The organism is Paenibacillus oleatilyticus, from assembly GCF_018998565.1.
GTDB classification, from domain to species: domain Bacteria; phylum Bacillota; class Bacilli; order Paenibacillales; family NBRC-103111; genus Paenibacillus_G; species Paenibacillus_G oleatilyticus.
Genome location: NZ_JAHNZO010000001.1, coordinates 123,727 through 136,349 on the forward strand (window position 1 = coordinate 123,727; position 12,623 = coordinate 136,349).

8 protein-coding genes are annotated in these 12,623 nt (G+C 60.2%); 4 read left to right on the forward strand and 4 right to left on the reverse strand.

The features are described from left to right. Positions 1-191 precede the first annotated feature (191 nt). The 3 genes from KQX66_RS00620 to KQX66_RS00630 form a co-directional block, all read right to left on the reverse strand. The gene (locus KQX66_RS00620) at positions 192-428 is read right to left on the reverse strand and encodes a DUF3951 domain-containing protein (protein WP_216788582.1); all 237 of its coding nucleotides are present in this window, start codon (positions 426-428) and stop codon (positions 192-194) included. Positions 429-618: 190 nt separating this feature from the next. Further along, complete coding sequence (locus KQX66_RS00625; RefSeq protein ID WP_216788585.1) at positions 619-7,017, reverse strand: WIAG-tail domain; 6,399 nt, start codon at positions 7,015-7,017, stop codon at positions 619-621. A 176-nt stretch (positions 7,018-7,193) separates the two neighbouring features. After that, on the reverse strand, positions 7,194-8,345 hold the full coding sequence (locus KQX66_RS00630) for a glycosyltransferase family 4 protein (RefSeq protein ID WP_216788587.1): 1,152 nt from the start codon (positions 8,343-8,345) through the stop codon (positions 7,194-7,196). 162 nt (positions 8,346-8,507) lie between these two features. On the opposite strand from KQX66_RS00630, the gene KQX66_RS00635 reads away from it, so the two are divergent. Beyond that, a complete protein-coding gene (locus KQX66_RS00635; RefSeq protein WP_216788589.1) occupies positions 8,508-9,740 on the forward strand; it encodes an aminopeptidase in 1,233 nt (410 codons plus the stop codon). On the opposite strand, the gene KQX66_RS00640 is transcribed toward KQX66_RS00635, so the two are convergent. Beyond that, positions 9,737-10,315, reverse strand: a complete 579-nt coding sequence (locus KQX66_RS00640; RefSeq protein WP_216788592.1) for a DNA-3-methyladenine glycosylase I — start codon at positions 10,313-10,315, stop codon at positions 9,737-9,739. The two genes, KQX66_RS00635 and KQX66_RS00640, sit on opposite strands and share 4 nt — an antisense overlap. Positions 10,316-10,525: 210 nt before the next feature. Here KQX66_RS00640 and KQX66_RS00645 point away from each other — a divergent pair, with 210 nt between their 5' ends. From KQX66_RS00645 to KQX66_RS00655, 3 genes are all read left to right on the forward strand, one after another. Continuing rightward, positions 10,526-11,293 (forward strand): EcsC family protein, encoded by a 768-nt coding sequence (locus tag KQX66_RS00645; RefSeq protein WP_216788594.1) that lies wholly within the window; start codon positions 10,526-10,528, stop codon positions 11,291-11,293. Between the two features lie 24 nt (positions 11,294-11,317). Further along, positions 11,318-11,683, forward strand: coding sequence for a cupin domain-containing protein (locus tag KQX66_RS00650; protein ID WP_216788596.1), 366 nt, complete (start codon positions 11,318-11,320; stop codon positions 11,681-11,683). Between the two features lie 89 nt (positions 11,684-11,772). Beyond that, positions 11,773-12,537 (forward strand): lipase family protein, encoded by a 765-nt coding sequence (locus KQX66_RS00655; protein WP_216788598.1) that lies wholly within the window; start codon positions 11,773-11,775, stop codon positions 12,535-12,537. Positions 12,538-12,623 lie beyond the last annotated feature (86 nt).

A 12,623-nucleotide genomic window follows, 5' to 3' on the forward strand; every position in this document is an offset into this window, starting at 1 on the left:
GGCCTTTAAATAAGTTTTCATAAGTTATATTAAGCAAATTCAAGTGATATTCTTGATTATAAACCAAAATCCGCAGATTACAAGCGTTAGTACGGAAAACAACATCACATTTGCGCCCATATTAAAAACGACGGGGAAGGATCGTGATTCCTTCGCCCGCCGCTTAGAATGGTTGTTTCCCGAAAAAGCTTTTAATACGGAGCTTTTCTAATATTTTTATCCTTATCGTCGCCTTGCTCGTCTTTCTCTTCCTTCTCCTGCTTTTCTTCGTGAAATTCGATCGGCGTATTTCCCGTAATCTGATCGAAGGGAGTATAATCGCTGTTCGGGATCGCCTTGCCGACAATCATCTTGCAGATAATGACCGTAAGTAAAACGATGATCGGAACGATCAAGGAAAGCATCGTATATAAAGCAAAATCGTCCATATTCCAGGCCCGTCCTTCTCCTTTATTAGCCATACTTGTCCGTTCATTTAACTTTTTATACGAGGAAGGCCGAAAAATAGTTTCGCAGACCGGGCGTCAAGTCAAAAAAATATCCCCGTAAAGCCCGGCTTCAAAGCCGCCGCTCTACAGGGATGTGCTACCGTCCTTGAGGAAAACATGACCGTTTCAATTACTCGTTCGCCACGCCGATTGCAATCCAGTTGACCACTCCTTGCAGCTCCGGCGAAAGTTTGGAACGGACCACTTCCAAAATAGCGCCGTCGGGCTCCTTCTGTTGAATGACTGCGTACGTGTTCGTCTGATCTGTGGAAGCTACCAATACATAGTTGTTGTCTGCGAAAGGCCGGTCAAATATTAGCACCACTTCCGTCAGTTCGTCTTCGAGACTTAGCAGGAACGGACTAATCCCGAACTGCTGCACCGTCGTCCGGACTCCAACCGTCTGCACCGGTTGGAAGGACAAATGCTCCGGAGTGACCGCTCCTGCCGCCAAATGCTCCGACTTGACGCTTTCCGGCTGCAACAGGTCGCCCGCTGTGGCGTCGGCTTCCGATACTTGCGCAGATACGGCGTCCCATAAGAGATCCAGCGCACGAATATGAACCTCTGCCAGTTCCGGCTCGAGTTCGGGAATCAATCCCTCCCCCGATTCCATGACAATTGCCGCTTCATCCGCTTCCGGTGTCTCGATTTCGCTCTGGATGCCGTTGTCTTCTGTTTCGTCGCTTGGATCGATTCGATCCGGATCGTCGGCCTCGTGGGCGGCATCGTCCCACGCTTCCTCCGCCGGCCGCCTGTTCAGCAGTGCCTGCAGCGACGGTTCCAAATGAATGAAGGAAATCGTGCCCGGCACCAGATGGTAGCCTGAGATCGTCTCCTGCTTGATATGCAGCCCGTCGACTGACTCGACGCATAAATGATCCGCCGTCACCGATCCTTCCGCCAGCTTCTCCGACGTCACTGCTTCCGCCTGCAATTGCGCTTCGCCCACGGATTCCTCCGCCAGCTGCTCTGCGCCCACCGCGCCTTTGGACAGATGCCGGCTGCGTACAGCTCCTTCCGCAAGGTGCAGGGACATCACTGCGTCAGTTGCAAGATGTCGGCTTCGTACCGACTCCTCCGCAAGGTGCAGGGGCGTCACCGCGCCTTCCGCCAGCTTCTCCGACGTCACCGCTTGCGCCTGCAGCTGCGCTTCGCCTACGGCTTCAACCGCTAGCTGCTCCGGGCCCACCGCGCCTTCGGCCAAATGCCGGCGGTGAACCGCCCCCTCGGCTAGGTACTGCTCCGTCACCACGCCTTCGGCCAGATGCCGGCCGTGTACCGCTCCTTCGCACAGGTGCTGCTCCGTCACCGCGCCTTCCGCCAGCTTCTCCGACGTCACCGCCTGCGCCTGCAATTGCGCTTCGCCTACGGCTTCCTCCGCCAGCTGTTCCACGCCTACGACGCCTACGGCCAGATGCCGGCCGTGTACCGCTCCTTCGGCTAAGTGCCGCTCTGTCACCGCGCCTTCCGCCAGCTTCTCCGACGTCACCGCCTGCGCCTGCAATTGCGCTTCACCCACGGCTTCCGCCGCCAGTTGTTCCACGCCTACGGCGCCTTCGGACAGATGCCGGCCGTGAATCGCGCCGTCAGCCAGGTGCTGCTCCGTCACCGCGCCTTCCGCCAGCTTCTCCGACGTCACCGCTTGCGCCTGCAAGTGCGCTTCACCCACGGCTTCCTCCGCTAGCTGCTCTGCGCCCACCGCGCCTTCGGTCAGATGCCGGCGATGAACCGCGCCGTCAACCAGGTGTTGCTCCGTCACCGCGCCTTCCGCCAGCTTCTCCGACGTGACGGACTCCGCTTGCAATTGCGCTTCGCCTACGGCCTCCGCCGCCAGCTGTTCTGCGCCCACCGCGCCTTCGGTCAGATGCCGGCCGTGTACCGCTCCTTCGGCCAAGTGCAGCTCCGTCACCGCGCCTTCCGCCAGCTTCTCCGACGTGACGGACTCCGCCTGCAATTGCGCCTCGCCTACAGCTTCCGCCGCCAGTTGTTCCGTGCCTACCGCACCGTCGGCCAGCTTCTCCGACGTCACAGATTTCGCCTGTAGTTGCACTGCACCTACGGCCTCCGCCGCCAGTTGCTCCGCGCCCACCGCGCCGGGCGCCAGATGTCGACCACGAACCGCTCCTTCGGCGAGATGCCGATCTGTTACCGCGCCTACCGTCAGCTTCTCCGATGTCACGGCCTCCGCCTGCAATTGCGCTTTGCCTACGGCTTCCGCCGCAAGCTGCTCCGCGCCCACCGCGCCGGGCGCCAGATGTCGGCCGCGAACCGCTCCTGCGGCGAGATGCCGATCCGTTACCGCGCCTACCGTCAGCTTCTCCGACGTCACGGATTCCGCCTGCAATTGCGCTTTGCCTACGGCTTCCGCCGCAAGCTGCTCCGCGCCTACCGCGCCGGGCGCCAGATGTCGGCCGTGAACCGCTCCTTCGGCCAGGTGCAGCTTTGTCACCGCGCCTTCCGCCAGCTTCTCCGACGTCACGGCTTGCGCCCGTAATTGCGCTTCGCCTACGGCTTCCGCCGCAAGCTGTTCCTCGCCTATCGTGCCTTCGGCCAAATGCTGGCTGCGTATGGCCCCTTCCGCAATGTGCAGGGCCATCACCGCGCCTCCGGCAAGATGCCGGCTTCGCACCGACTCTTCCCCAAGATGCAGAGGCGTCACCGCGTTTTCGGCCAAGCGGCTGCCGTCCACGGCTCCTTCGGCAAGGTTCAGCGTTGTGATCGCACCTTCCGCCAGATGCCTGCCGTGAACCGCACCTTCCGCGAGGTGCAGCGCCTTGACCGTCCCTTCCGCCAGCTTCTCCGACGTCACCGCCTGCGCCTGCAGCTGTGCCGGGCCTACGGCCTCCTCCGCCAGCTGCTCCACGCCTACCGCGCCGGGCGTCAGATGCGCCGTCGTTACGGAGCCATCCGCCAGGCGGCTGCCGTCAACCACGCCCTCTGCAAGGTGCTCCCTGGAGACCGCGCTTTCCGCCAAATGCCAGCCGCACACAGCCCTTTCTTCAAGGTGTATCGCCGTTACAGCGCCTTCGGTCAGGTGCCGGCCGCGAACCGCCTCTTCCGCAAGGTGAATCTCCGTGACTGCCCCTTCCGCCAGCTTTTCCCACGTTACCGACTGCGCCTGCAAGTGTGCTGCGCCTACGGCCACCGTCGCAAGCTGCTCTGAGCCCACCGCACCTGGTGCCAGATGCGTCGTCGTAACGGCCTTCTCCGCCAAGTTACTTGCGCCTACGGCTCCCTCTGCGAGGTGTCTTGCCGTCACCGCGCCTTCCGCCAGCTTTTCCGACGTTACGGCCTCTGTCTGCAATTGTGCTTCGCCTACGGCCCCCGCCGCCAACTGCTCCGCGCCCACCGCGCCCGGCGTTAGATGCGCCATCGTCACGGAGCCCTCCGCCAAGCGGCTTCCGTCGACCGCGCCCTCTGCGAGGTGTCTCGTTGTCACCGCGTTTTCCGCCAGTTTTCCCGATGTCACCGCTTGCGCCTGCAACTGCGGTTCGCCTACGGCTTCCGCCGCAAGCTGCTCCGTGCCTACGGCGCCCGGCGCCAGATGCTGCGCCGTCACGGACTCCGCTGCCAGCTTTCCCGATGTCACCGCCTGCTCCCGCAGCTGCGCTTCGCCAACCGCTTTCGCCGCCAGCTGCTCTGCGCCCACCGCGCCCGGCGTTAGATGCGCCATCGTCACGGAGCCCTCCGCCAAGCGGCTTCCGTCGACTGCGTTTTTTGCGAGATGCTTCGCCGTCACTGCGCCTTCCGCCAGCTTCTCCGACGTTACCGACTGCGCCTGCAGCTGCGTTTGGCCTACGGCTTCCGCCGCCAACTGCTCCGATCCGACGGCGCCCAGCTTCAGATGCAGCCCCGTCACCGAACGCAGCGCCAGCTTTCCTGACGTCACCGACTGCGCCTGCAAGTGTGCTTCCCCTACGGCTTCCGCCGCAAGCTGCTCCCCGCCGACAACGCCCGGCGCGAGATGCAGCGACGTTACGGACTCCTCCGCCAAGCAGCTGCCGTCAACCGTGCCTTCCGCCAGATGACGGCCGCGTACCGCACCATCCGCAAGGTGCAGTGCCGTGACCGCGCCTTCCGATAGCTTCTCTGACGTCACCGCGGCCGCCGCTAAGTGTTTGCCGCTTATTGCACCGTCCACCACATGCGGACCGCGCACCGAGCCTTCCATCAGGTGTTGCGTCATGACTGCACCTTCCGCCAGCTTCTCCGACGTTACCGACTGCGCCTGCAGCTGGTCTTCACCTACAGCTTCCGCCATCAGATGCTTCGCGCCGACCGCATTCGGCGTCAGATGCGCAGTCGTCACGGACCCTGCCGCCAAGCGGCTGCCGTCGACCGCGCTTTCCGCCAAATGCAGCCCGCGTACCGCTCCCTCCGCCAAATGCATCGCCGTAACCGCACCTTCCGCCAGCTTCTCCGTCGTTACCGACTGCCCCTGCAGCTGCGATTCGCCTACGGCTCCGGTCCTCAGATTCTCCGCACCGACCGCACCGGGCGTCAGATGCACAGCCGTCACGGACCCTGCCGCCAGATGACTGCCGCTCACCACGCCTTCCGCCAGATGCTGTCCCCGCACTGCCCCTTCCGTTAGATGCAGCGCCGTGACCGCACCGGGCGTCAAGTGCTTAGACGTCACCACACCTGGCGCCAAACGGCTGCCGTCAACAGCCCCTTCTATCAAATGAGGACCCCGTACCGAGCCTTCCGTCAGGTGCAGCGCCGTCACCGCGTTTTCCGCCAGTTTCTCCGATGTTACCGCGCCGTCTTCCAGCTTATCGCGGGTAACGGCACCGGTAGCGAGCTGGTGTGTCTTCACGGACGCTTTGCCGAGATGCGCATGTTGAATCGCACCCAAGGCCACATGCTCCGCCTGCACCGATTCCTTGCCCAGCTTCTCCGATGTTACGCTTGCGGAAGCCAGCTTCGCCGTCGTCACGGCCAAATTGGTCAGCTTGTCGGTCGATACCGATTCACCGGACAGCTTGGAGGTGGTGACACTGTGCTTCGCCAGATGCGTGGTTTGTACCGCCCCCTCCTGCAAATGCTGGACCTGCACCGCCCCCCCGGCCAGCTTATCGGAGGTGACCGCCCGGTCCTGCAGCTTCTCCGTCGAGATCGAACGGTCTTGCAAATGATCGCCACTGACCGCCGACGAGGCAATGTGTGCGGTCTGCACGGCTTTGTCAGCCAGATGCAGCGAATTGACGGCGTCCTCCGTTAAATGCTCGCCGGATACCGATTTTTTCGCCAGCTTCCGCGAGGTAACGGCTTGCTCGCCCAATTTCTCGGAGGTGACGGAGGAATCCGCCAACTGCTGCGTGCTGACACTATAAAGCGCCAATTTATCCGCCGTCACCGCGTGGGCGGCCAAGTGGCGGCCTTCCACCGCTCCTTGCTGCACATGCCGGCTTTCAATCGCTCTTTCCTGCACATGGAGCCCCTGTACCGCTTCCTTGGACAATTTGCCGGATGTCACGGCTCCGTCCTTCAGATGAACGGTCTGCACCGCATCTTCCGTCAGATGGCTCGCGTCGATCTGCTTCGGCGAAATGTTAACGCCCCGGATCAGCCCCGCCGTCAAATGATCGTGCAGCACCGAATTCAGCTTCAAATGCTCGGAAGCCACGCTCCAAGGCGCCAGCTTCTCCTCCGTAACCGACTGGGGAGCCAGCTTCTCGGCGCCAATGTCTCCATCGGCCAGCTTGGCGGAGGTCACTGAAAAATCTCGCAGCTTTTCCGTCGTCACCGCGCCTTCCAACAGCTTTGACGAATTGACCACGCCGTTGGCCAAGTGAATCGAATGAATGGCGCCGCTTCGGATTTTATCCGACGTAATCGACTGATGCTGAATCAGCTCGCCGGTAATCGCCTCGTCGGCAAAATGCTTCGTATAAATCGATTTTTCGGCAATTTTCATCCCGTCGATCGTCTTATCCGCCAGCTTCTCCGAAGTAATGCTGTTGTCCTGAAGCTTCTCTCCGCTGATCGCCCGGTCTTGGATTTTTTCCGTCGAGACCGAGCCCCTGGCAAGATGCTCCGCCGCCACCGATTGAAAAGCGAGCTTTTGCGTCGTGACGCTCCGGTCCGCCAGCTTGGTGCTGTCGACCGCATAGTCGGTCAGATTTTCCCGGCCGACGCTATTGCGTTTGATCCGGGTGCCGTCGACGGCATAACGCGCGATTTTCTCCGTCGTGACCGACTCTTCGGCCAAATCGTCCGTATACACGGTGGTTCCCTGTGTAAACCGCGGTCGGACCGGTTCTTCAACTGCCCGGACGACCGGCTTTTCAACTGCTTGGGTAACAGGCTCTTCAACTGCCCGGGAAGTGTCCGGAGCTGCTTGTTCTTCTTTTCCTTCCTCAACGTCCATGTGACCGATGCTGATATCATCATCAAAATCGGCTTGCGGCTTCAAAATTCGCGGCTTGTCGTCCAGCCACTTAAGCTCATTAATGTACGAATCCATGCGCTTGCTGCGCACCGGACGTCGCGTACCGGAACCCCGGCGGTTTTCTCGTTTCATGCTAGGTCCTCCCATATGGTGTAGTGCCTAGTTGGCCATGCTGGAAATGATTGCATTTAGACACTTGTAACATATGCATTTACCCAGAAGGTGGTCATTCGCCCGGTTAAAAATGGGCATTCGCACAAGAAAGCCGAACCGTTTTTCCATCGAAACGAAAAAAAAGGCGGTCTCGTTCACCGCCCGTCGTAAAACGTAAGCCACCGCTCCGCCATCCGCTCCCATGTAAATAGCCGCTGTACCCGCTCCACGCTTTGTTCCCCCATGCAACGGGCTTCGTCCTCGTTTTGCAGCAGGGAAATTACCGCCGGCGCAAGGGCGCTCTCCAGAACGTTCGGCTCCAAGGTCAGTCCGGTAACGCCCTCCTCCACAATTTCCGGCATTCCTCCGGCACGGGTGGCGACAACCGGGACGCCTGCGGCCATCGCTTCCACGTTGACGAGACCGAACGCCTCCCGGCGTGCGGACGGAACGACGAGGACATCGGCCAAGCGAAACCAGTCGTCCACTTCGCCGTGCGGAACATACGGAACGAACCGGACATAGTTTCTCAGCGGCGCGCTCGTCCTCCGAAGCCGCCTTACGTAAGGGGTAAGCCGTCTCGAGCCGTAAAAGGCTCCCCCCACCACAAGCAGCAGCGCTTGCGGCACCTTGCCCACAATTTCAGGCATTGCCGCCAGCAAATGATGTACACCCTTGATCGGAATCAGGCGGCCGACATACAGAATGATTTTACGGTCCTGCAGGCCGAGTCTCTGGAGCAGCGCCTCCCGCTTGGCGGCCCCTTCCGGAGACCACCGGGAAATAAAACGGTCCGGATCGACCCCAAGATGATTCACGACAATTTTGGATTGGACACACGGGTCCCTGCGCACCATTTCGTCCTTCAGGTAGTGGCTGTTCACCACGACCCGGTCCACCGCAGCGAGACAACGCCGCAACTCGGGCCGCCGGATATGGGACTTGGAGACGAACGTAACGGAATGCAGCGACAGCCACACCTGCGCGCCCGGATGCCTTCGCTTGAGAAACCGCGCGAAGCGCGGGCGGTTCTCCACCTGAATGACCTTCGGCCGCAGCTTTCTCAGCTTGCGGCTGACGCCCTCCACATAGCGGCGGGGCGAAGCGGCGGGCACACGCTCGTAGAGGACGCCTTCGCGAATTTCGGTCCGGCGAAGCGTCCGGCCCCGTCGCCCGATCACCGCCAGTCGAACGTGCTTCTGCAGGCGGCGGACGATTTGTTCCACGACCAATTCGACGGAGCTGCTGTTGCCTGAAGGAATGACGAACGAACCCGGCGTCACGAAGACGACATCATACTCTTTCATGGAGCGGCCTCCCCGCGATCTTTTTGGCAGTATATTCTTGGCGCAGCGGATGTGGATAGGCTATAGTTGTCCGGGGCGTAGTTTGGGCCGTTTGAATTTTGCCAGGCAGGGCCTCATAATAAAAGAACGAACTTGCGAATATCCCGAGAGGAAGTGCAGACCGTGAGCCGATTGGAAACGTATATCGAACATTACGCGGAGCTCGCCGTAAAGGTGGGTGTCAACGTGCAGCAGGGGCAGACGCTTATGGTAACCTCGCCCGTATCGGCTGCGGATTTCGTCCGCATCGTCGCGCGCAAAGCGTACGAGGCCGGGGCGAAGCACGTCTATGTCGAATGGGACGACGACGAGCTGAAACGGCTGAAGTACGAGCAGGCCCCCGACGAAGCGTTCCATGAATATCCGCAATGGAAAGCGGACGGCTTCCGTCAATTGGCCGAAGAAGGGGCGGCGTTCCTGCAGGTCTACTCCCCTACGCCCGATCTGCTCAAACAGGCGAAGCCCGAGCGGATCGCCGCGGCGAGCAAAGCGTACGGCACCGCCATGCTGGAATACCGCCGCATGATGCAGGCCGGCCGAATCAGTTGGACGATCGTATCCGTTCCCTCGGCCGCTTGGGCGACCAAAGTGTACCCGGAGGCAAACGAAGAAGAGGCGGTTCGTTCGCTGTGGGAACGAATCGTGCAAGCGGCAAGAGCCGACCGGGACCGGCCAGTGGAAGCTTGGCAGGAGCATCTGGCGGAGCTTCGCTCGAAGGTCGAGCGAATGAATTCGAAGAGGTACGCCCGGCTGATCTATCGTGCGCCGGGAACGAAACTGAACGTGGAGCTGCCCCCGGAGCACCAGTGGGTCGCAGGCGGGGTACATAACGCCCAAGGCGTGTTTTTCGTGCCGAATATTCCGACGGAAGAGATGTTCACGCTGCCGCGCGCCGCCGGTGTCAACGGAACCGTACGCAGCACGATGCCGCTGAACTGGAACGGTGCGCTGATCGACGGCTTCAGCTTGACGTTCGAGAACGGGAAGGTCACGAAGTGTACGGCCAAGCAAGGACAAGAGGCGCTGCAGCGGCTCATCGCGACCGACGAAGGCGCGGCCCGGCTCGGCGAAGTGGCGCTCGTGCCGCAAAATTCGCCGATCGCCGAGATGAATATGCTGTTTTACAATACGGGGCTTGACGAGAACGCCTCCTGCCATCTGGCGTTAGGCAACGCGTATCCGCTATGTCTGGAGGGCGGCACCGCCATGACCCGGGAGCAGTTGGCGCAGCACGGAGCCAACCACAGTCTGGTACACGTCGACTTCATGATCGGGTCGGACGAGCTCGATATCGACGGAGAGCTGCCGGACGGGACAGTGGAGCCGGTGTTCCGGCGGGGCTGCTGGGCGGATTAATCCGCCCGGGCTCCGGAAAGCTCCGCAAACCGGAAGCAATCCATCGTATGGTCCATCACCATGCCGGTCGCCTGCATAAACGCATAGCAGATCGTCGAGCCGACAAAGGTGAAGCCGCGCTTCTTCAGCGCTTTGCTCATCGCATCCGATTCCGGCGTGCTGGCCGGCACGTCCTTCAGGCTCTGCCAGCGGTTGCGAATCGTATCCCCGCCGACGAACTGCCAAATGTAGCGGTCGAAGCTGCCGAATTCCTCCTGTACCGCGAGAAAAGCCTTCGCGTTCGTCACGGCGGCGCGCATTTTGAGCCGGTTGCGGATCAGGCCCGGATCGCCGAGCAGCTCGTCCAATTTGGCATCGTCGTAAGCGGCTACCAGCCTGGGATCGAAGCTGTCGAACGCCTCCCGGTACCGGTCCCTTTTTTTGAGCACCGTATACCAGCTCAGCCCCGCCTGAGCTCCTTCCAGGATCAGCATCTCGAACAGCTTGAGGTCGTCATGAACGGGAACTCCCCATTCCTTATCGTGATAGTCGATATATAAAGGGTCTTCGTTACACCAGCCACAGCGGCATTCCATAGGACGCCTCCTCTCCTTTTTTCTCTAACTATACCACATTATTGCGACATCGTTTGTCACCGTTTTACAATTCGACGGATTGAAATCTTTTCGATGCCGGCACGTATCAAGTATAATAGCGGATATTACGCGAGCACAGACGCTTCGCACACGGCATATCCGAACCCGGCGCAGTCAAGCCGAACATTCCAAACATCAGGCGGGGATTCTATGAATCATTCATTTACGGTATACGAGCAGCAGATCCGGAAGCAGCTGATCGGGTGGGAGAAGGAGCTGCTCAAGCCGCCCGGCATGCTCGAAAAAACGTCCAGAGCGCTACAAACGCGAATCAACCAAGCCATACCCGAGAAAGTGCATACCGCCATTACCGCAGCGGTCAAAGGCATTGTTCAGACAGCGCTGTTCAGCCTGGACTACATTCCGAAAAACGAACCGCTCCAAGGCATGAGCCTGGCGTCGCGCGACCGGAAAGCCGAGGAGCTGATCGGCTTTTACAAAAAGCTGGCGGCGGCGGAAGGCGCGGGGACGGGAGCCGGAGGAATTTTGCTCGGACTCGCCGATTTTCCGATCCTGATCGGCATCAAGATGAAGTTCCTGTTCGAGCTCGCCCACATTTACGGGCATTCGACGCTCGATTATCGCGAACGTTTGTACATTTTGCATGTATTTCAGGTGGCTTTCTCCAGCCAGAACAAAAAGCCCGAGCTGTACCGAGCCGTCGTGAATTGGCCGCAAACCGTCAAAACGCTGCCTCCCGAGGACTCGTACGCTCAACACATCGATTGGAGGCAGCTGCAGCAGGAATACCGCGATACGATCGATTTCCGCAAAATGCTGCAGCTTGTCCCCGGCATCGGCGCCGTCGTCGGAGCATGGGCCAACTACGGCCTGCTCGAGGAGCTGGGCCAGGCCGGCATGAACTGCTACCGCCGGCGCTGGCTGGACGAGGCGGAGGAGAAAAACAAGCTGACTTGAGTCGAGGGAGTGAAATATGTAACCATGAAAATCAGCAAAACGAATGCACCGCATTATATTTGGGGCGGCCAATGCGACGGCTGGCATCTGGTGCAGCAGCCCGAGCTGAGCGTCATTCACGAGCGGATGCCTCCGCAGACGGCCGAGGTCCGGCATTACCATGAGCAGGCACGCCAATTGTTTTTCGTGCTGACGGGAACGGCCGAGCTGGAGGTGGACGGCGAGCTCCATACCCTCGGTCCGCAGGAAGGCTGTGAGGTGCCGCCGGGTGTCCCGCATCAAATGAAGAACGTTTCCTCCGGGGACGTCGAGTTTCTTGTCGTCTCGCACCCGCAGACCCGGGGAGACCGGGTGGAAGCGCCGCCCTTGGGGGAACCGAAGCTGGACTAGCCCACGGCCCTCTCTGCGCTTCCCCGTTTCACTGCCGAAGGCGCCGGAATACACTATACGACCGATTCCAAAGTTAGGAGCAATGTCGTATGACCATCGCTTCCGACCGGGCCATCCAGCTGGCCGCTATCGTGTATCAGGCCATCCGGCAGTATAACAATAACGGCAAGTTCGAGCTGCCCCCCGGATATAAGCTGGCCGCCGTGCTGGGCAAAAAGAAGTTTCCATACCTTGGATTCATTCTCGAGTCCAGGCAATCGATCGTCATCGCGCTCCGCGGCACGGCGGCTGCATCCGAATTGAAGAAAGATTTGCAGTTCGATCAAATTCCGTTCCCTTTTGTCCGCAATGCGGGATTAACGCACCGCGGTCTTACGGAGCTGTATGCATCCGCGCTCCGCGAGCCGATTATGAGCTATTTGAACAAAGCTTCCCCTCATAAAAGACTGTATCTAGCCGGCCACAGCATCGGCGGCTCGCTAGTATCGCTCTGTGCGCTCGACCTCGTCTTTCATACTCCCTTCAAACAGCCCGTAGTCTACACGTTCGGAGCCCCGAAGGTCGGGAACCCTGATTTTGTCCGTCGGTTTAACGGCCGAATTCACCACAGCACCCACATTGCCAACCGGTACGATCTCGTGCCGCGGCTGCCCCTCTCCTTCGGTAATACCGTATACCGGCATGTCCGGTACCGCTGCGTGATCCGCTTCCAAAACAAAGGCCTGCTGGGAAGCCATTCGATCAAAAGCTATTACAAAGAACTTGTGCGCCGGCGCGCAGGCCGCAGCCGTCCATACTACAACGGCAGTCCGAAAGGCCTTCTGCCCGCCGCTTCCGTCCCCTTGGCCCGCTAATTTTCGGCATCCTGCCGAGGAGCGATCTCAAGCCCGGACATCCGATGAGCTCGTAAACTGCAAGCACGTCGGTCGCCGCCGACAAG

Excerpts from the sequence above, each read along its gene's own strand:
- KQX66_RS00620 (WP_216788582.1), bottom strand. The coding sequence starts at position 428 with ATGGACGATTTTGCTTTATATACGATGCTTTCCTTGATCGTTCCGATC.
- KQX66_RS00625 (WP_216788585.1), bottom strand. The coding sequence starts at position 7,017 with ATGAAACGAGAAAACCGCCGGGGTTCCGGTACGCGACGTCCGGTGCGC.
- KQX66_RS00630 (WP_216788587.1), bottom strand. The coding sequence starts at position 8,345 with ATGAAAGAGTATGATGTCGTCTTCGTGACGCCGGGTTCGTTCGTCATT.
- KQX66_RS00640 (WP_216788592.1), bottom strand. The coding sequence starts at position 10,315 with ATGGAATGCCGCTGTGGCTGGTGTAACGAAGACCCTTTATATATCGAC.
- KQX66_RS00645 (WP_216788594.1), top strand. The coding sequence starts at position 10,526 with ATGAATCATTCATTTACGGTATACGAGCAGCAGATCCGGAAGCAGCTG.
- KQX66_RS00650 (WP_216788596.1), top strand. The coding sequence starts at position 11,318 with ATGAAAATCAGCAAAACGAATGCACCGCATTATATTTGGGGCGGCCAA.
- KQX66_RS00655 (WP_216788598.1), top strand. The coding sequence starts at position 11,773 with ATGACCATCGCTTCCGACCGGGCCATCCAGCTGGCCGCTATCGTGTAT.